The sequence below is a fragment of the Stenotrophomonas sp. YJH_SMC_10 genome (assembly GCF_059371555.1).
The window spans coordinates 658,458-678,102 of record NZ_JCAFUS010000001.1 but is presented as its reverse complement, the minus strand read 5'-3'; the positions used below and the strand labels follow the sequence as shown (position 1 = coordinate 678,102).

Sequence of the window (19,645 nt, the reverse complement as noted above, 5' to 3'; positions counted from 1 at the left end):
TCAGATCCGCTTTCCTCCGGAAAACGGATCTGACCCCGAGAGCGGTTCCAACAGACCGCAGGTGCAGGGCTGCAGGCCCTGCCAATCACCCCTACTTCAAACGCAGCAGCAGGCTGCTGCCCGCACACACTGCCGCCAACCAGGCCACGCCGTGCCATCCCCATTGCGCCAGCGCCAGGCTGCCCAGCGCGCCACCGGCCGCCATGCCGATGAACATGCCCGTGAACAGCAGCGCATTGAGCCGGCTGCGCGCCGGTGGCACCAGGCCGTAGACCAGCGTCTGGTGCGCCACAAGCGCCGACTGGAAACCGAAGTCGAACAGCAATGCACTCACCACCAGCAGCGGCAGCAGCGCAGTGACCGGCAGCCAGCGCTCAGCAAGCAGCAGGCCGAAGCCCAGCAGTGCCACTGCGATCGCCAGCCGCGCCACCGCATGGCTGCCCAACCGATCGGCGAAGCGACCGGCGAACGGCGCGGCCAGAGCACCGGCCGCACCGGCGATACCGAACGCACCGGCCGCAGCACTGCCCAGGCCCAGGCGTGCGTGCAGCATCAACGCCAGCGTCGACCAGAACGCGCTGAAGCCCACGGCCAGCAGCGACTGGCTGGCCACGGCGCGGCGCAGTTGTGGCTGCTCGCGCCACAACGCCAGCAACGAGCCCAGCAGCGCCGGATAGCGCAAGGTGCTGGTCGGTGCAAAGCGCGGCAGCGCGCGCGCCATCACCGCGCCCATCGTCGCCACCGATACCGCAGCCAGTACGAACTGCGTGCGCCAACCCCATGCTTCAGCCACCACGCCACTGACCACGCGCGACAACAGGATGCCGAGCAGCAGGCCGGTCATCACCCGGCCGACGATCTGACCGCGTTGTGCATCCGGCGCCAGCACCGCCGCGGCGGGCACGATGTCCTGGGCCAGCGTGGCCATCAGCCCGACCAGTAGGCTGGCCATCAGCAGCCCCGGCAGGTGCCCGGCCATCGCTGCGGCGCCCAGTGCCAGCGCCAGCAGCGCGGACTTCAACAGAATAAGGTTGCGGCGGTCGAAGCGGTCGCCCAGCGGTGCCAGCAGCAGGATGCCCAGCGCATAGCCGAGCTGGGTCAAGGTCGGCACCAGGCCGGCGGCGCGTTCACCTGCGCCGAGGTCCTGGGCGATCAGGCCCAACATCGGCTGGCTGTAGTACAGCGAGGCGACCGAGAAGCCGGCGCCGGCCGCCATCGCCAGCACCAACGGCGTGGACGGTGCGGTCGCGGGTGCGGCGGCGACGGACAGCGAAGGGGTAGACATGGGGAAGTCCGGTGGAGGAGGTGGGCGTATCCTGCCTGTATTCGCTTGGCGTCTGTAGTAGGCTCCTGCACATACACTTCATACGTGCCACGCATGAATGACCTTGCCACCGGCGCCGATCGCCTGGATCTGCTGCGCACCTTCCTGCGCATCGTCGATGCCGGCAGCCTGTCTGCTGCGGCCGTGCAGCTGGGCACCACCCAGCCGACGGTCAGCCGGCGCCTGCAGGCGCTGGAGCGTCAGCTCGGCCTGCGCCTGCTGCAGCGCTCCACCCACGGGCTGCAGCTGACCGAGGACGGGCTGCGCTGCCAGCGTCATGCACAACGCGTGGTCGACGAATGGGAGTCGCTGCAGGCCGAGCTGCAGGGCGAACCGGAAACGCTGCGTGGACGCCTGCGGGTAATGGTGCCGCACGCCTTCGGCCAGGCCCAGCTGCTGCCGACCATGCTGGCCTTCCTCGCCCAGCATCCGCAGCTGAGCCTGGAGTGGATCCTGGAAGATCGCCGCCCCGACTTCGTCGCCGAAGGCATCGACTGCGCGGTGCGGGTCGGCCCGGTGGACGAGCCGCGCATGGTCGCGCTGCCGCTGGCCGAAGTGCCGCGCATCGTCGTGGCAGCGCCCTCGCTGGTGCAGGCCACGGTGGTGCGCACGCCGGAACAGGCGCAGTCACTGCCGTGGATCTCGCTGGTCACCTATTACCGCGAGCGCCTGCTGCTGCATGACGCGCAGGGGCGCGCGCACACGCTGTCGATCAGCCCACGCCTGCTGACCGACAACCTGTTCGTGGTGCAGCAGGCCGCGCGCGCGGGGTTGGGCGCGGCGGTGGTCTCGGCCTGGCTGGTCGCAGAGGACCTGGCACAAGGGCGCCTGGTGCAGCTGCTGCCGGACTGGCAGGCACCGGCGCTCCCGGTGCACGTGGTGTTTCCTGCCGCGCGCCAGCAGCCGCCCCGGCTGCGCGCCTTCATCGACGCGATGAAGGCCGCATTGCCGCAGCTGCACGGAATGCGGCCGGCACCGCGCTAGCGCCCGCTCACATCATCCACGCATGGCGTGGATCTCCTGACGATACGGGTAGCTCCACGCCATGCGTGGATTCCGTTCGAGGCCACAGGGTCAGAGCGCTTCCCGGCGGGAAGGGATCGGACCCTGTCGATCATTGCGCCTTGGCAGCGTCGGCATTCCACGCCGCGACCTTTGCCTTGGTGTCGGCCAGCATCTTGTCCAGCGCGGCACGGTCATACACGTTGCCACGCAGCACCACGCTGTCGATCTTCTCGGTGGCGGCAATGTCCTGCAGCGGGTTGGCGGTCAGCAGCACCAGATCGGCGGCCTTGCCCTGCGCCACACCACCATAGCGGTCCATCTGGCCGAACCAGGCCGGGCCGGAACGGGTGGCGGCCGACAGCGCCTGCGGCGCGCTCAGGCCCTCCTTCACGAACAACTGCAACTCCTGGTGCAGGGCGATGCCCGGGAAATTGAACGAATTGAGGAAGCCCGCATCAGTGCCGGCGATGATCGTCACCCCCGCTTCCTGCAGCATCGGCAGCACGGCAGCCACCTGGTGATACTGCGCGTGGCGCGCCTCGATCTGTGCCGGTGTGGCCTTTGCCGCACGATCCACGCGCCATTGGTAGGTCGCGCGCAGGCCCGGGCCGATGTAGGCCAGGTACGGGTCGTTGGCATGGTCATCCTGGTCGAGGAAGTCGAGGATGCGGCCGCCGTTGAGGGTCGGGGTCACGAACACGCCACGCTTGGCGAAATCACGGTAGGCATGCATCGCCGTGTCACGGTCGAAACTGGCATCGAGGCGGCGGTTGGCTTCGGCGCGGTCGATGCGGCCTGCGCCGAAGTCGGCGGCGATCTGCGCTTCGTCCTTGCTGCCGGCCTTGAATGCATAGTCCAGATGCTCGATCGAGGCCAGGCCGGCATCGACCGCCTGCTCCACGGTCAGTGCCATGGGAATGTGGCCCGAGGCCTTGAAGCCGGCCTTTCGCGCAGCGCTGGCCGAGTACAGGAACAGTTCCGGCGTCAGCGTGCTGTCGGTGATCTTCACGAAATCGACCTTGTCATGCTGCAGGCGGGTGATCGCCTGGTCGACGTCGGCTTGGCTGCCGACTTCGATCGTCCCCTTCCACACCGGCTTGATGCCTTCGATCTTCGCACCCGAGCTGAGCAGGCGCGGGCCGAACAGCGTGCCCTTGGCAATTTCACCGCGCCACTGCAGCACCTGCCCGGGCAGGTCGCCGGAACAGTCACGCACGGTGGTGATGCCGTGCGCGATGTACAACGGCAGCAGTGCCTTGTTCTCTTCGATCAGCGCCGGGCCACCGCCGAAGTGCACGTGCATGTCCCACAGGCCCGGGATCAGGTACTTGCCCTTGGCATCGATCTGGCGGGCTGCGCTCCACTGGCCGCGCAGCTGGGCGTCCGGGCCGACCGCAACGATGTCCTCGCCACGGATCACCACGCTCTGCCCGGCCCGGGTGCTGGCATGTTCCACGTCGACCACGGTGGCGTTGCGGATCAGCAGGTCGGCGCGCTCGGCAGCAGACGCCGACAGCGGCGCCACCGCGAGGAGGATGGCAAGGGACAACGGACGGGAACGGAACATGGACAGCATCCTGGTGGGCACGCCCAGCGTGCGGGTGGAAGGGGTTTGCATTCAGCGCGTCGCGCCGTGCTGGCGCAACAGGGTTTCAATGCCGGCATAGCCGCGCTGGCGCGCGTGTGCCAGCGGCGTCACGCCATCACCGTCGGCCAGCTCGGGATCGGCACCGGCATCGAGCAGCAGCTGCACGATCTGCACGTGGCGCGCGCCGCCATCGCCGAGCAGGATCGCTTCCAGCAGCGCGGTCCAGTGCAGGCGGTTGACATGATCCACCGCGACGCCGGCGCGCAGCAGCGTGCGCACGGTGGCCACGTGGCCACGCTCGGCGGCGGGAATCAGCGCAGTGCCGCCATAGCGGTTGGTGCTGTGCAGATCGGCGCCGTGCGCCAGCGTCATCGCCAGGATCTCGTCCAGCCCACGCGCACCGGCATACAGGTAGGCGCTGTCCTGCAACGCATCCTTGGCGTTGACGTCGGCGCCGGCTTCGATCAGCGCGCGCGCGGCCTCCACGTTGTTGCCGTGCGTGGCCAGCAGCAGCGCCGTGCGGCCCTGGCCATCGCGCGCCTCCAGCGTGGCGCCCTCCTCGATCGCCTGTCGCACCGCATCGGCGTCGCCGCGACTGGCGGCATCACGCAGGCGGCCATCGACGTCGGCTTTGGACGTTGCGGTGCAGGCGGGCGTGGCCATGGCCAGCAGGCACAACAGCAGCACGCGCGCGAACGGCGCAGGCCTGGCAGCAGAACAATGGAAGCGCATGACGTGTCTCCTCGTGTCCGTCGCACGGAATGCCGGGCGGCGGTGGCAGCAGCCGGGCATTGCCGGGCCGTGGCCTGCATGGTAGAAGTCGGCCGGGGTATCCAGAAGTGAAATGTTCAAATGGCTGACAGTGCCAAATCGAATAGAACGCTGTTCGAACTGGACCTGCTGCGGGCGCTGGTGATGGTGGCCGACTGCGGCAGCTTCACTACGGCAGCCACGCGCCTGCATTCGACCCAGTCCACGGTCAGCCAGAAGGTGCGCCGGCTGGAAGCGTTGGCGGGGCATCGCCTGCTTGAACGCGGCCACCGCGATGTCCATCCCACCGATGCCGGCCACACCCTGCTCGGCTATGCCCGGCGCATGCTCGACCTGAACGAGGAAATGGCGCAGGCACTGGCCGGCGCCACGGTGGAGACCGCGGTGCGCATCGGCGTTCCCGAGGACTTCGTCAATGCGCAGACCACGCGCATGCTGGCCGCCTTCAGCCGTCGCCACCCGCAGGTGAAGCTGGAGATCAGCAGCGGCCTCAGCCGCGACCTGGCACAGGGTTTCGACCACGGCGAGCTGGACCTGGTGCTGGTCAAGCAGCGCCGCAACAGCCGCCAGGCGGTGCACTGCCGCCGCGAGCCGATGCACTGGATCGACAGCCTGCGCAGCAGCTGCCTGCAGCAGGATCCGCTGCCGCTGGTCACCTTCCCGCCGCGCGGGCTGTACCGCGACGAGATGATCCACGCCGTGGAAGCACTGGGCCTGCGCTGGCGCATCGCGTTCACCAGCTCGTCGCTGAGTGGCATCCAGGGCGCGGTGGCCGATGGCATCGGCATCAGCCTGTTGCCGCGTCGGGCGGTCACCCGCGACCACCGCATCATCGATGGCGATCGCGCGCTGCCGGTGATCGACAATTACGAGATCGGCCTGTTGCACCGCGCGGACGCTGATGACGCCGTGCGTGCGCTGGCCAGCGAGCTGTGGCGGCAGGTACAGCGCGAACCGGAGTGACCACAGTGGATCCACTCCATGCGTGGATGCATCCCGATCGACGTCGTCCGTTGCGGAGGCAGGCGGGAAAACCGGCGAGCATGGCCGGCGCTGCAGCGATTGGCACGGCGCGGCGCTACAGCCAGCGGCCGTCGACCACCACCCGGCGCTCCACCGGTACCGCGGCCACCGCAGCCGGGCCGTGGTCCGCACGTACGGCGACGAAGGTCGCCGGCAGGCCTTCGGCGATGCCATGCTGCGGCAGGCCGATCACCTGCGCGGCATGCGTGGTGACCATGTCCAGCGCCAGCATCAGGTCCGCATCGGTGTAGAAGCCCGAGCGGTAGCCCAGCAACATCGCACGCTGCAGCAGGTCGCCGTTGCCGTAGGGCCACCAGCAGTCACGGATGTTGTCATTGCCCGCGAACACGCGCACGCCGGCATCGTGCAGTGCACGCAGTGGCGGGAACGGATGATCGCCCGGCGCGTTGCTCATGATGGCGACACCGGCGGTGGCCAGCGCCTCACCCACCTGCAGTGCGCGCGCCAGCGGCACATCGCCCAGCGAATAGGCATGGCTGACCGCCACGCGCCCCTGCAGGCCGGCAGCACGCGTGCGCGCGGCAATGCGCAGCAGCTGCGCCAGTCCGGTTTCAGCGGGCTCGTGCAGATGGATGTCCAGCCGCACGCCATGGCGCTCGGCCAGCCCGAACAGCAGCGCCAGCTGGCCTTCGGCATCACCATCGAGCGTGGTCGGGTCGATGCCGCCGAGCACTTCCACGCCCGCGGAAAGCGCCTGCTCCAGTACGGCGGCGGTACCCGGGCAGGACATCACCCCGGCCTGCGGGAACGCCACCAGCTGGATGCGCATGATGTCGGCACAGCGCCGCGCCGCTTCGCGGACCGCCTCGAGATGGCGCAGGCCGGTGCTGCCATCCACATCCACGTGGCAGCGCATCGCCACGGTGCCGAAGCGGCTGCATTGGCGGATCAATGCCTCGGCGCGGTCCGCCATCGGCGCGGCGCCGGCTATAGCGGCCTTCTCCACCGCCAGCCGCTCACGCAGGCTGTTCACCGGCTGGTGCGGATGCCAGCGGTCCCCGACGAAGCTCTTGTCCAGATGGATGTGGCCGTCGACCAGCCCGGGCAGCAGCGCAAAACCGTGCAGGTCGATGTGTTCGGCCCCTTCGGCCGGCACTGCATCGCTGCCGAGGCCGCGGATGCGCCCGTCCTGGATATGGAACTGCAGCGGCGCACCGTCGCGGTCGACACCGCCATGGACAAACTGGAGGGTCATCGGGAACTCCCGGAAAGCCAAGTCAGGGCGCCATCCTGCGCGCAGCAACCGCCATCGGCCAACGAAATATCTGGATGCCACATATTCACCAATCCGATGAACGCGGTGGCGACGGCACGCGACGGCCACGCCGTACAGACGCCTGAACGGGTAACATAGGCGCCTGTTTCCGCTGTGATGCCGCATGGGCCCGTCCGACCGCCACGACCGTCTCCGCCGCTGGCAGGCCGCGTCACTGCTTGCGGCTGCACCGATCGCCAGCCTGTCCGCCACCGATGCCGCCGCCAGCGCGCCGCTGCAGGCGCCGCCTGGCCAGCAACGCATCGCGCCGGCGGCACTGGTCGAGCGGCTGCACCAGCGGGTACTGTCCGGGCAGAGTGCCACCGCCACCCTGGAACACTGGTGCGCCGAGCATGGCTTGGCCGAGCAGGCCCGGGTACGCGCGGTGCGCGTGCATGGCCAGGACAAGCCCGCACCCGCCGACGTGCTGCAGGCGCTGGGCGCCACGCGATCGGGCACCCCACTGCGCTACCGCCGCGTGCAGCTGGTCTGTGGCAGCCGTGTGCTCTCCGAGGCCGACAACTGGTACCTGCCGGAGCATCTCAGCCCTGCCATGAACCAGGTGCTGGACAGCACCGACGAACCCTTCGGCCGTGTGGTCGGCCCGCTCGGCTTCCAGCGCCAGACCCTGGCCGACCAGACCTTCTGGCCGCCGCGCGGCGAAGGCGACCACGGCGTGATCCTGGAGGTGCGCGCCCTGCTGCGCGACCGCCAGCAGCAGCCCTTCAGCTACGTCATCGAATCGTACCTGCAGCAGGCGCTGCCCTAGGCCACCGGCGCGCGCCATCACAGCGGATATCGACACAGCAGAAGGCCCGGCATTGCCGGGCCTTCTGTCTGCCAGCCGGATCAGCGGAACCGGTAGTCCAGCTGCAGCCAGTACTGGCGCCCATACGGGTCGTAGTTGCCGACCGGGTAGAACGGCCAGCCGCCTCCGTTCTTGTCCGCCGGCGGGCGGCTGTCACGCAGGTTGTTGACGATCACGCCCACCGACAGGTTCTCACCGAGCTGGCGGAACACGCTGGCGTTGTAGGTCATGTACGGCGCGATGCGGCCACTGCCATCGGTCTTCGGCAGCGAGCCGAAGCGGTTGCCATACAGGGTGGTGGTCCAGTCTCCCTGGTTCCAGGTGATGCTGCCATTGGCCTTGCTGCGCCACTGGTAGTCATCCAGCGAATTGCGGATGTCGCGCTCCGGATCATCGGCGAACTGCCGGTACGTGTGTTCCAGCACCACGGTATAGGCCAGGCGCGTGGTGAAGCGGCCATAGCGGCCGGCGTCGAAGCGCCAGTTGCCCTTCAGGTCCAGGCCACGCACCGATTCGGAGGCCGCGTTGATCGGGTTGATCAGCACGCGGGTGACCTGGTCCGGCTGCACCGTGGCATTGGACGGGTTGCGGATCACCCGCGACAGCGCGTCCTGGCACAGCGGCGAGCCGATATCGCGCGCTTCGCCACCGAGCGTCCGGCCCAGGCGGCAATCGGCCTCGTCACGCAGGATGCGGCTGGTATCAAGGCTGGTCACCTCGTTGTCGATGCGGATGTCGTAGTAATCGGCACTGAAATCCAGCCCGGCCAACGGCGACCAGACCACGCCGAACCCATAGGACTTGGCCGTTTCCGGCTGCAGCTGCGCATTGGCGCGGTTGCTGTAGTCGATCGACAGGCCGTTGTAGTCGCAGTTGTCGTACGACTGGCCTGCGGTGCGGCAGCGCCAGTAATCGGTCATGCCCGGGTTGTAGCCCCGGGTCTCGGTGGCGAAAACGTAGTTCATGTCCGGCGCACGGAAACTGGTCGCGGCAGAGCCGCGGATCAGCAGGCTCTCGATCGGGCGGAACTCGACGCCGAAGCTCCAGGTCGCCTTGCCGATGTGCTCGCCGCCCGCACGGTACTGGTCATAACGACCGGCCAGCGTGGTGGTCAGCGATTGCAGCAGCGGCAACTGCAGCTCCACGCCGGCCGCATAGCGGTCACGGTCACCGCCGGCACCGATACCGGCGCTGGTGTTCCAGAACTCGCCGGTGCCCAGCCGCGGGTCCGGGCGGTTGCGGTAGCCCTGGCTGCCGGCCTCGACCACCGCTGCAAGCGCGGCATCACCGCCCGGCAGCGCGAACAGGCGGCCGTTGACGCTGGCGCTGAAGGTCTGCAACCACGCCGCGTTGCGGCTTTCCTGGTAGCCGGACAGGCGGCCGTACTCCTCCGGCGTCAGCGGCTGGAACAGGCGCGACGGGTCCGGTGCATAGACCTCCACGCCATTGCGCACGCCCAGCTGCGGGCCGAGCAGGTATTCGTTGATGCCGGCCAGCAGTACCGGGCGGCGGGTGCGGTTCTCATAGCGCGAACGGCTGTAGACCGCTTCGTAGTCCCAGCCGCTGTCGCCAAGCTGGCCACGCGCACCGATATTGAACGACCACGAATTCTCCAGGAACCGGTTGGCATTGCGCGGCAGGCCACCGATTTCTTCCGGCGCGAACCGGCGGTACCAGCTCTCCAGGGTGCCGGTGTTCTGGTTGTAGAAGTAGTTGCGCGAAGAGGTCCAGGCCGGTGCGCGGGTGTTGTTGCTGATGCGTGCGCTGCCTACCGCCAGATCGGCGAACAGGTCGGTGGTCTCGTTGAGGTGGAAGGTCGCCAGGCCATAGCCGTTGAGGTTGCGCTTCTCGGTCTGCACCGTCCAGTAGCTGGCCGCGGCCTCGTTGCTGCCGCAGTACCAGCCCAGGCGCGGGTTGCTGGCGCGGAACACGCTGCCACCGTAGATGCCGGACGCAGCATCGCAGCCGTTGAGGCCTGGATCGATGTTGCGGCCGGTGGCGGCGTTGCGACGGTAGGCGATCGCCGTTGCCTGCGGCGCCTTGCCGGCTGGATCATCATCCAGCGAATCCATGAAGTCGCGCTGGCGCGCGTGGATCGCCTTGCGCACGTCGAATTCGAAGCCGAACAGCGCATCCCATCGCTCACCGGAACTGCCGCCCACCACCTGCACGCGCTGGTTGTCACCGCCGCCCTGCTGGGTGCCGCCGGCGCGCACGTTCACGTCCACGCCTTCAAAATGGTCCTTGAGGATGATGTTGACCACACCGGCAATGGCGTCGGAGCCGTACACCGCCGACGCACCGGCAGCCAGCACTTCGATGCGCTCGATCAGCGCACTGGGGATGTTGGCCAGGTTGACCACGTTCACCGAGCCTTCGTAGGCCAGCGGGTAGTCGGCCTGGCGACGGCCGTTGACCAGCACCAGCGTGCGGTTGGGCCCCAGGCCACGCAGATTGATCGTGTTGGCGGCCGGGGTGAACGTATTGCCGAAGTCCTCGCCCTGTACGTTGCCGGTATTCTCGGTCAGCGCACTGAGGGCGTCGAAGGCATTGCGGTAGCCCTGCGCGTCGATCTGCTCGCGGCTGATCACCGTCACCGGCGAGGGCCCCTCGACGCTGGCACGTGGAATGCGCGAGCCGGTGACCTTCACTTCCTGCAATGTGGTGGGTGCGCTTTCCTGCGCGAAGGCCGGCAGCGAGGCCAGCATCAGGGACGACAGCGCGAGCACCAGCGGACGCGGGCGCAACGCCTTGGGGGAGGCGGACATGGGCTTCCTGGGGGAGTGGGTGGTGGACGGGGAGCCGTGCCTGTGCGGCGCATAACGATCCCGTAACGAAAGTGTCCTGAATGGACGGTTTCAACGGAAATGACCAGCCCTGATGGGCTTATGCCTGAACCGAATCAGAGCGGTTCGCGGCAGTAGGGCGTTTTTGCAAGGATTTGCATGGCATGCCAGGCGCGATGCTTCCATGGTGGGCGAATGACCCACAGCGCCCCTTTCCTCCCTCTTGACCCGCTAAGGCCCGTGCTGCGCCGCCATCTGCTGCACCTGCAGGCCGCGCCTGTCACCCTGCGTTCGTTCCAGCGCACCGACCTGCCGCGCTGGCGCGTCTTCGATGACCGCCGCCAGCGCGTGCAGCGGCATGCGCCCGGCGTCGACGAAGAAGCACGCTTCCTTGCCAGCGTCTATCGTTCGCGCCTTCAGCAGGACAACGATCTGCTGGTGCTCGGCGTATTCGATGACGCCGAGGGCGCCCTGCTCGACCAGCTGCATGTACGCCTGCACTCCCTGCACTCGCGCTGCGCCGAGCTGCACTCGCTGCAGCACGGCCAGGCGCATCCGCAGGCCGCGTTGCGCGCGCTGTGCCCCTTTCTGTTCGACGACGTCGGCCTGCACCGCCTCTTCGTGCTGCTGCCACCGGGCTGCACCTCCCCGTTCGCCCAGGCGCTGCAGGCCCAGGGTTTCAGCTGCGAAGGCATCCTGCGCGACCACCACCTGGATGCGGCCGGATGGCATGACCGCCAGCTGCTGGCGCTCACCGCAACCACCTGGCGCAACGGCCGGTAGCGAACCGGCTAACGCACCCGCTCCAGTGCCGCTCCGGCACCGGTCAACAGCGTGCAGGCATGGTCCTGCAGCTCTTCGCCACTGGCGTCGTTGCCGTTGGCCGCGTCCACCCGGGTGGCCAGCAGGATGAAGCCAGGGTCCCCCTGCACGTCGTCGCGGCCGGCCACCACCAGGCTCCACTGGCCGACATCGCCCACCCCGCTCAGGCCATAGGCCAGCAGGTTGAGCGGATTGGCGGTCAACTCTGCGCCGGGCAGCAGGTAGGCCTGGTACTGGTGCCCGCGCAGCGGTACCGGCAACGGGGACCAGTGCGGGCCCAGGGTGCCGGCGTGCGCGTCCAGCGCCTGCAGCACGTCCGCGCGCAGGCAGTCGACATGGATGTGCAGCTGGTGTTGCGAGCGGCCATGCGGTGAATTCAGCGCCAGGCTGGCCACGCTGCGCGGCAACGGCCGGCCCAGGGCGCGTTCGGTATGCGCGCGGGCCTGCCAGGCCGCGGCAAAATAGTTGGGCGCTCCACGCCGGTACAGGCCGTGGCTTTCGATGCCGGTGACCTTGTCCAGCGGCATCAGCAGGAACTGGTAGTCACCATGCGCGTCCTTGACCAGCACGTCGCGCCGGTCCGCCGCTGTCTCCACCCGCAGGCAACTGCCCCGCGGGCCTTCCGCCGCCCGGCAGTCGCGCTCGATCAGGCGCCACAGCGCGTCGGAATGCGCCGGCGGTGGCGGCGGCGCACTGGCACAGGCGGACAGCACCAGCAGGGAGGGCAGCAACAAGGGGCGCAGGGACACGGCAGCAGCTCACGGAACAGGCACGGCGGACAGCGCCGTGCTGCATTCTAGCCAGTGCCGTACTGCAGTCAGTAGGTGCCGAACGGCACTTCAACCACGATCGGGGCAGCGCCCTCGCCGGCCTGCAGGGTGTAGCGGTCCAGCGCGCCATCGTCGTCGGCATGCGGCTGCCGCTGGAAGTGCAGCAGATAGCGGGTGTCGCCCAGCCGTATGGCACTGCCATCGGGCTCCAGCGCGGCGCCCTCGGGAATCAGCAGGCCGCCCAGGTCACTGTAAGCGCCCGCCACATCGGCGAAGCCATAGTCGGCCAGTTCGTCCACCCGCTGCATCGCATAGACGTGCGGCAGATAGGGGCGCGCCGGGCTGCGGCCATTGCTCAGGTCGGTCACCCAGGCCTGCGGCAGGTGGTACTCCTCGCGCAGCGCGGCCACGCCCAGCGACGGGCTGGCTACCTGCAGGCAGCACACCGTGCGCTTGCCTTCACGGTCGACAATGGCGAACCGATCGCCGCGGGTGGCGGCCTGCGGCAGCATCGCAAAGGCCAGATCGCGCTGGGCCGGCACGTGGCCGGCTTCGGTCTGCAGGTTGCGCCAGGCACCGAACACCGGCGTTTCCGCAGCAGCGGCCGGCGCCGGTTGAGCCGCCGACGCGGCGAACGTCAGGCCCCATGCCGACAGCGCCAGTACCATTGCCCTGCTTTTGTCACGGAAACTGCCTGCCGACATACCTCTCCAGCACCCGCACCGGAATGGCCCGGCCTGCCCGCTGGCGTGCTGCCAGTCATTCCGCTCACTATGCAGTGATCGCGCTGTGCCGGCAATGACCGGGACGCTGACGCCTTTCGCACGCTGGGTGCTATCGTTCCGCCCATCTTCCCTGCGCAGGAGCGCTGCATGTCCGCCTTCCGTCTGTCCCTGTTGCTGCCCGCGTCGGCCCTGCTGCTGTCGGCCTGCGTCAGCACCCCCGGTCCGCAGGTCAAGGGTACCGGCCACTGCGACGCCAGCCAGCTGGGCTGGGCAATCGGCCAGCCTGCCAATGAACCCAACATCCGCCGCCTGTCCAGCGAAAGCGGTGCCGGCCTGGTCAACCCGATCGGCCCCAACACCATCACCACCAAGGACATCCGCCACGATCGCCTGCGCGTGTACGTGGACAAGGACAACATCATCACCGCCACCCGCTGCGAGTAGGCGCTGTAGAGCCGAGCCCATGCTCGGCTGCGCTTCCGTGACAGCCGAGCGCAGGCTCGGTGCTACAGCTCAGGGCTCGGTATACCCCGCGCAGTCCGGTAGCGCCTGGTCGGGGTGGCATGCTCGACTGCTGTCTGTCCGGACGAGCAGCCGAGCATGGGCTCGGCTCTCCATCATCCGCAGTCGCAGCCACCCCAGCCCTTCGCTTTCGAGGTCTGGCCGATACCGGGGTTGAACGTATTGCTCGGGTCCAGCTGCCGGTAGAACCCCGCCAGCGCCGGCTTGGCCGGGTACAGGTGGCCGACATTGTGTTCGGCCGGATATTCGGCGCCACGCTGGTCCAGCAGCGCCCACATTGCATGCTCGATCGCCATCGGGTCCTCGCCCTTGCGCGCGATGTAGTCCTGGTGGAACACGTGGCACAGGAAGTGGCCGTAGTAGAGCTTGTGCAGCAGGCGGCCGTCGAGATCGGCCGGCAACTGCTCGAACCAGTCGGCGTCATCGCGGCGCAGCGCGATGTCCAGCGCCACGATGTCCTGCACCTGCGCGCGATGCACTTCGCGGTAGCGCACCGCCGCACCGGCCACGGCGAAGCGGTGCAGGAAAGCCTTGCGCCCCTCCTCCGCCGTACAGTGGAAATAGCCTCCCTCGTGCGCGGCGAAGAAGTCGCGCAACCACGCTTCGGTCTGTGCTGCGTCCTGCGCAGAGACCTTCAGCAACAGGTGGTGCTCATAGCGCTGGCGGAACTCACCCATGCGCTTGGGCAGGTGCGAGGGCAGCAGGCCGGTCAGCCCCTGCATCACCCGGTCGGTGACCCCGCGCAGGCCCAACCGTTCGAACCAGCCATCGACCCGGCTCTTCAGTGCGAACGCGGCCGGCACGCGCGCAGTGCCCAGGCGGTCGATCAGCAGGAAGCTGTCCTTGCCGTAGCGCTCGCCGATGTCATACGCATCGCGGTGGATGTACTCACCGGCAATCGGCAGCCGCTCGAAGCCGGTCAGCAGCTGGCGCCGGATCGCCGTGAGGCTGTCGATGCGGTTGCTGCCGATGTAGAAGACCTCGGCGGCCTCCTTTTCGAAGGTATCCAGGCGCACCGCGAACACTGCCAGCTTGCCGGCCGAACCGGCCGCTTCGAAGTGGCGACTGGGGTCGGCGTTGAAACGCGCCGGCGTATCGGCATCAACCCGGCGCACGTCCTCGGCATAGCGTGAATCGGAGGCGGCGCGGCCATCGCCGTCGCCCACGTCGGCAGCCGTGTAGTCACCGGCCTGCAGGCGCTGCAGGATCTGCTCGGGCGTCTCACCCAGCGCGATGCCCAGATGGTTGACCAGCTGCAGCTGGCCCTGCGCATCGACCTGCGCATACAGCGCCAGCTCGGTGTACGCCGGGCCACGTCGCACCAGCGCGCCACCGGAGTTGTTGCAGATGCCACCCAGCACCGAGGCGCCGATGCAGGACGAGCCGATCACCGAATGCGGTTCGCGGCCCAGCGGCGCCAGGGTCTGCTCCAGGCGGTCGAGTGTCGCACCGGGCAGGCACAGCACCTGGCGGCCTTCGTTCAACAGCTGGATGCCGGTCAGGCGCAGCGTGCTGACCAGCACGATCGGCCGGTCATAGTCATCGCCGTCCGGGGTCGAGCCACCGGTCAGGCCGGTGTTGGCTGCCTGCAGGATGATCGCCGCGCCGCCCTGCACCGCCGCCTGCAGCACACGCCACAGTTCCAGCAGCGTGCCCGGGCGCACCACCGCCAGCACCGGGCCGTCGCCGAAGCGGTAGCCACGGCGGAAGCGGCGCGTGGCCTTGTCGCCGGTCAATACATGGCGGCTGCCCACCGCGTCACGCAACTGCGCCAGCAGGGCATCGTGGCCACTCATGGCAGGCTGACCAGCAGATCGCGGCCGATGTCGGCGATGCGGCGCGCGCCGGTCAGCGTCATCGCCACGCGCATCTCCTTGGCGATCAGGTCCAGCAGGTTGGCCACGCCGGCCTCGCCCTGGGCGGCCAGTGCATAGACGAAGGCACGACCCAGCAGCACGGTATCGGCCCCCAGCGCCAGCATGCGCACCACGTCCAGGCCGGTGCGGATGCCCGAATCGGCAAGGATCTTCAGGTCGCCCTGCACCGCATCGGCAATGGCCGGCAATGCACGTGCGGTGGACAGCACCCCATCCAGCTGGCGGCCACCGTGGTTGGACACCACGATGCCATCGGCACCGAACCTGACCGCATCGCGCGCATCATCCGGGTCGAGGATGCCCTTGATCACCATCGGGCCGTTCCAGAACTCGCGGATCCACTCCAGGTCCTTCCACGAAATGGACGGATCGAAGTTGCTGCCCAGCCAGCCGATGTAGTCCTCCAGCCCGGTCGGGTTGCCACGGTAGGTGGAGATGTTGCCCAGATCATGCGGGCGGCCGAACAGGCCGACGTCCCACGCCCAGTGCGGATGGGTGATGGCCTGGCCGATGCGGCACAGCGAGGCGTTCGGGCCGCTCATGCCCGAATGGGCATCGCGGTAGCGCGCGCCCGGCACCGGCATGTCCACGGTGAACACCAGCGTGGTCACGCCCGCAGCCTTTGCCCGCTCCAGCGCATTGCGCATGAAGCCGCGATCGCGCAGCACGTACAGCTGGAACCACATCGGCCGCTGGATCGCCGGTGCCACCTCCTCGATCGGGCACACCGACACCGTGGACAGGGTGAACGGAATGCCACGACTGTCGGCCGCGCGCGCCGCCTGCACTTCGCCGCGCCGGGCGTACATGCCGGTCAGTCCGACCGGCGCCAGCGCCACCGGCATCGCCAGTTTCTCGCCGAACAGCTCGGTTTCCAGGCTCAGGTCGGACATGTTGCGCAGGATGCGCTGGCGCAGCGCGATGTCGGACAGGTCGGAAACGTTGCGCTTCAGCGTGTGCTCGGCATACGCGCCGCCATCGATGTAGTGGAACAGGAACGGCGGCAGCCGGCGTTCGGCCGCAGCACGGTAATCGGTGGAGGCGGAGATGATCATGGGGTCAACCGTGTGGGGAAGGCAGGCGCGAGGCCCGCGCACGCCGGGCTTCGTTGTCATCGAGGGTGCGCAGCGTGGTGTGCACGAACTCGAGGTGGGCATGCGCGGCGGCGCGCGCGCGTTCGGGGTCGCCGGCAAGCACCGCGTCCATCATTTCGCGGTGCTGGTCGGACAATGGCGAGAAGGTCCGTGCCGAGGTATAGAGCTTCTCGCGGCTCTGCGAGATGTTGGTCTGCAGCAGCTCGAACAGCCCGCGCATCACCTGCAGCAGCACCAGGTTGTGCGACGCCTCTGCGATGGACAGGTGGAAGGCCGCGTCTGCCTCCGCTTCGCCGGCGGGGTCGTCCTTGCCGTGCGCGTCCATCATGGTCTGGAACGCCAGCGCGATGCGCGCTCGGTCTTCGTCGGTCGCCCGCAGCGCCGCATGCCAGGCGGTGGCACCTTCCAGCGCGTGGCGGATCTCCAGCACGTCGAAGCGGTATTCCGGATCGCCCTGGAACAGCGGCAGGTAGGGCGCCAGTGGTTCATCCAGCGCCTGCCGCGCGCGCGCCGCCGGTTCGGCCACGTAGGTGCCGCCACCGACCCGTGCGGTCAACAGGCCCTGGCTGGCCAGCTGCGCGATGGCCTCGCGCAGCGCGGTGCGCGAGACCCCCAGCTGCACCGCCAGGGTGCGCTCGGCCGGCAACCGGTCGCCCGGCCGCAGCCCCTGCTCCTGCACCAGGCCGCGCAGCTGCGCGGCCACCCTGTCCGAAATACGTTGCGTGCTCATGGCGCCATTGTGGCCCGAAGCGCGCAGCAGGGGGTCAGAGCGCACGGCATGGCTCAGGGAATCATCCAGGTCAGCCAGTAGGCCTGGGCCAGGGTGATCAGGCCGACCATGGTGGTGAAGACCAGGCTGTGCTTGACCGTGAAACGGAACAGGTCCGACTCCTTGCCGGCCAGGCCGACCGCCGCGCAGGCAATGGCGATCGACTGCGGCGAGATCATCTTGCCGGTAACACCGCCGGTGGTGTTGGCCGCCACCAGCAGCACGTCGGACACGCCGATCTGCTGCGCGGTGGTGGCCTGCAGTGCCGAGAACAGCGCATTGGACGAGGTGTCCGAACCGGTCAGGAACACGCCCAGCCAGCCCAGGAACGGCGAGAAGAACGGGAAGGCGTCGCCGGTGTGCGCCAATGCCAGTGCCAGCGTCGCCGACAGGCCCGAATAGTTGGCGATGAAGGCGAAGGCCAGCACCATGCCGATCGAGTAGATCGGCATGCGCAGCTCACGCACGGTTTCACCGAAGGTCTTCAGCGCCGATCGGGCCGGCATGCGCAGCGCGATGATCGCGATCACCGCGGCGAGGATGATCGAGGTGCCGGTGGCCGAGAACCAGTCGAATTTGTAGACCGCCTCATAGCTGAGCGGCGCGTCCACGATCGGCGGCATCTTCTGCACCCGCTGGTCCAGGCCCGGTACCGGGAGCTTCAGCACCCAGCTTTCCAGCGGGCCGCCCGCCGCGAACAGCGACTTGAACGGCTTGATGCTCCACAACGTGACCATCGCGGTGAGGATCAGGAACGGCGACCACGCCTTGGCGATCTGGCCGACGCTGTAGCGCGGTGCCTCCAGTGCCTGTGCAGCCGCCTCGGCGCTGGTTTCGGTATCGAAGCGGAAGATCCGTACCGGCTTCCAGCGGCGCAGGAACAGGGTCAGGCACACCAGCGACGCCAGCGACGCGGTGATGTCCGGCAGCTCCGGGCCGATGAAGTTCGAGGTCAGGTACTGCGCGAGGGCGAACGAGCCGCCGGCCACCAGCACCGCCGGCCAGGTTTCCTTGATGCCACGCCAGCCATCCATGATCGCCATGATCCAGAACAGCACGATGACGGTCAGGAACGGCAGCTGGCGGCCGGCCATCTGGCCGATCTCGAATGCGTCCAGGCCGGTCACCTGCCCGGCCACGATGATCGGGATGCCCATCGCGCCGAACGCCACCGGCGCGGTGTTGACGATCAGGCACAGGCCGGCGGCGTACAGCGGCTTGAAGCCCAGCCCGACCAGCAATGCTGCGGTGATCGCCACCGGCGCACCGAAACCGGCCGCCCCTTCCAGGAAGGCACCGAACGCGAAGCCGACCATCAGCATCTGCAGGCGCTGGTCTTCGGTCACCGACAGGATCGAAGCGCGGATGATGTCGAACTGCCCGGTCTTGACCGAGACCTTGTAGAGGAACACCGCGCCGATGATGATCCAGGCGATCGGCCACAGTCCGTAGACGAAGCCGAAGCCGGCCGCACCCAGCGCCTGGGGCAACGGCATGCGGTAGAACAACAGGGCCACGCCAAGCGCGATGGCCACGGTGATCGTGCCGGCCAGCCAGCCCTTCATGCGCAGCACGGCCAGGGCAACGAAGAAGAACGCGATCGGCAGCAGCGCGATCAGGCTGGACAACCACAGGTTGCCGGCGGGGTCGTACAGGTGTTGCCAGGGCTGCATGAAGACTCTCGACTGGAGGCGGAATGTACCCACCGCAGGCGGTGGATGGCCGTGGCTGGCGATTATTGGTACTACCAATAATGAATCCGATCAGACCACGCGCGACGGATTTAACCGCCACTCCGATGAAGAGCCTATTAGACCATAGGGTTACATATTATATTGGTCCTACCATTAGCAGCACCCTGGTAGTGCCGGCCGCCGGCCGGCAACTCGAGCTTCCTTATGAAATCCGCTTCTCCAACCGCCGCATCACCGCCAGCACCAGCACGCACAGCACGCTCACGCCGATGGCGATCACGTACTTGCTGATCCCCACCGCAATCCCGATGGCCGCGGCCATGATCAGCGAGCTGGCCGTGGTCAGGCCGCTGACCTGGTCCTCGCGTGAGCCGCGCAGGATGGTGCCGGCGGCCACGAAACCGACACAGGCCACCACCGCCTCGATCAGACGCACCGGATCAACCTGCAGCAGGTCGCGATAGCGCTCCTGCTGGAAATGCTCGGCGACCGAATCACCGAGGCCGACGATCAACGCGGCGGCCCCCGCGATCAGCATGTGCGTGCGCAGGCCAGCGGCGTGCTTGCCCATCTCGCGCTCGACGCCAAGCACGCCGCCGAACAGCATCGCCGTCGCCACGCGCAGCAGGATCGAGACATCCTGGGTAAGTTCCATGGGTCAGGCTCCGGGTGTTTTTCCCGGAGCCTTGCTCGGCGGTCGTAGGGCGGGAGTGAAGACGATGGCACGCCCTCTTCACCGCACGTCCTCATCCACGCAGGGCGTGGGTCCACCGGTCAGGCATCCACGCCCT

17 protein-coding genes are annotated in these 19,645 nt (G+C 68.2%); 5 read left to right on the top strand and 12 right to left on the bottom strand.

Annotation, left to right across the window (positions count from 1 at the left end; all coding sequences use genetic code 11):
* Positions 1-91: 91 nt before the first annotated feature.
* A complete protein-coding gene (locus AC5P9C_RS03120; RefSeq protein WP_343542779.1) occupies positions 92-1,285 on the bottom strand; it encodes an MFS transporter in 1,194 nt (397 codons plus the stop codon).
* Positions 1,286-1,378: 93 nt separating this feature from the next.
* Between AC5P9C_RS03120 and AC5P9C_RS03115 the strand changes: the two genes are divergently transcribed.
* Complete coding sequence (locus tag AC5P9C_RS03115; RefSeq protein WP_053505897.1) at positions 1,379-2,308, top strand: LysR family transcriptional regulator; 930 nt, start codon at positions 1,379-1,381, stop codon at positions 2,306-2,308.
* 130 nt (positions 2,309-2,438) lie between these two features.
* Here AC5P9C_RS03115 and AC5P9C_RS03110 read toward each other — a convergent pair whose 3' ends face one another.
* Positions 2,439-3,896 (bottom strand): amidohydrolase family protein, encoded by a 1,458-nt coding sequence (locus AC5P9C_RS03110; RefSeq protein ID WP_329854235.1) that lies wholly within the window; start codon positions 3,894-3,896, stop codon positions 2,439-2,441.
* Between the two features lie 51 nt (positions 3,897-3,947).
* Positions 3,948-4,649 carry an ankyrin repeat domain-containing protein gene (locus AC5P9C_RS03105; RefSeq protein ID WP_057493745.1) on the bottom strand — a complete coding sequence of 234 codons (702 nt, stop codon included), beginning with the start codon at positions 4,647-4,649 and terminating at the stop codon, positions 3,948-3,950.
* 120 nt (positions 4,650-4,769) lie between these two features.
* Here AC5P9C_RS03105 and AC5P9C_RS03100 point away from each other — a divergent pair, with 120 nt between their 5' ends.
* Positions 4,770-5,651: a LysR substrate-binding domain-containing protein gene (locus AC5P9C_RS03100; RefSeq protein ID WP_049465161.1), complete on the top strand. Its 882-nt coding sequence runs from the start codon at positions 4,770-4,772 to the stop codon at positions 5,649-5,651.
* A gap of 115 nt (positions 5,652-5,766) precedes the next feature.
* Here AC5P9C_RS03100 and AC5P9C_RS03095 read toward each other — a convergent pair whose 3' ends face one another.
* Positions 5,767-6,927 carry an amidohydrolase family protein gene (locus AC5P9C_RS03095; RefSeq protein WP_414615277.1) on the bottom strand — a complete coding sequence of 387 codons (1,161 nt, stop codon included), beginning with the start codon at positions 6,925-6,927 and terminating at the stop codon, positions 5,767-5,769.
* A 184-nt stretch (positions 6,928-7,111) separates the two neighbouring features.
* Between AC5P9C_RS03095 and AC5P9C_RS03090 the strand changes: the two genes are divergently transcribed.
* A complete protein-coding gene (locus AC5P9C_RS03090; RefSeq protein ID WP_414615278.1) occupies positions 7,112-7,756 on the top strand; it encodes a hypothetical protein in 645 nt (214 codons plus the stop codon).
* Positions 7,757-7,836: 80 nt separating this feature from the next.
* Here AC5P9C_RS03090 and AC5P9C_RS03085 read toward each other — a convergent pair whose 3' ends face one another.
* Positions 7,837-10,563 (bottom strand): TonB-dependent receptor domain-containing protein, encoded by a 2,727-nt coding sequence (locus AC5P9C_RS03085; RefSeq protein WP_164083249.1) that lies wholly within the window; start codon positions 10,561-10,563, stop codon positions 7,837-7,839.
* Positions 10,564-10,776: 213 nt separating this feature from the next.
* On the opposite strand from AC5P9C_RS03085, the gene AC5P9C_RS03080 reads away from it, so the two are divergent.
* Positions 10,777-11,364: a GNAT family N-acetyltransferase gene (locus AC5P9C_RS03080; RefSeq protein ID WP_057493741.1), complete on the top strand. Its 588-nt coding sequence runs from the start codon at positions 10,777-10,779 to the stop codon at positions 11,362-11,364.
* Positions 11,365-11,372: 8 nt separating this feature from the next.
* Here AC5P9C_RS03080 and AC5P9C_RS03075 read toward each other — a convergent pair whose 3' ends face one another.
* Positions 11,373-12,152 carry a CDP-diacylglycerol diphosphatase gene (locus AC5P9C_RS03075; RefSeq protein ID WP_103283232.1) on the bottom strand — a complete coding sequence of 260 codons (780 nt, stop codon included), beginning with the start codon at positions 12,150-12,152 and terminating at the stop codon, positions 11,373-11,375.
* 68 nt (positions 12,153-12,220) lie between these two features.
* Positions 12,221-12,877, bottom strand: a complete 657-nt coding sequence (locus tag AC5P9C_RS03070; protein WP_343543251.1) for a decarboxylase — start codon at positions 12,875-12,877, stop codon at positions 12,221-12,223.
* A gap of 168 nt (positions 12,878-13,045) precedes the next feature.
* On the opposite strand from AC5P9C_RS03070, the gene AC5P9C_RS03065 reads away from it, so the two are divergent.
* On the top strand, positions 13,046-13,342 hold the full coding sequence (locus AC5P9C_RS03065) for a hypothetical protein (protein WP_014037553.1): 297 nt from the start codon (positions 13,046-13,048) through the stop codon (positions 13,340-13,342).
* A gap of 173 nt (positions 13,343-13,515) precedes the next feature.
* Here the strand turns inward: AC5P9C_RS03065 and dld are convergent, their stop codons facing one another.
* The 5 genes from dld to AC5P9C_RS03040 form a co-directional block, all read right to left on the bottom strand.
* A complete protein-coding gene (gene dld / locus AC5P9C_RS03060) occupies positions 13,516-15,216 on the bottom strand; it encodes a D-lactate dehydrogenase (RefSeq protein ID WP_343540283.1) in 1,701 nt (566 codons plus the stop codon).
* Positions 15,213-16,352: an FMN-dependent L-lactate dehydrogenase LldD gene (gene lldD / locus AC5P9C_RS03055; RefSeq protein WP_343540282.1), complete on the bottom strand. Its 1,140-nt coding sequence runs from the start codon at positions 16,350-16,352 to the stop codon at positions 15,213-15,215. Before lldD ends, dld begins: the two co-directional genes overlap by 4 nt.
* Positions 16,353-16,356: 4 nt before the next feature.
* Positions 16,357-17,121, bottom strand: a complete 765-nt coding sequence (gene lldR / locus AC5P9C_RS03050) for a transcriptional regulator LldR (protein ID WP_053463220.1) — start codon at positions 17,119-17,121, stop codon at positions 16,357-16,359.
* Between the two features lie 53 nt (positions 17,122-17,174).
* Entirely contained in the window at positions 17,175-18,833 is a 1,659-nt protein-coding gene (lldP, locus tag AC5P9C_RS03045) for an L-lactate permease (protein WP_074725366.1), read from the bottom strand.
* A 223-nt stretch (positions 18,834-19,056) separates the two neighbouring features.
* Complete coding sequence (locus AC5P9C_RS03040; protein WP_049445899.1) at positions 19,057-19,509, bottom strand: MgtC/SapB family protein; 453 nt, start codon at positions 19,507-19,509, stop codon at positions 19,057-19,059.
* Positions 19,510-19,645: the final 136 nt, after the last annotated feature.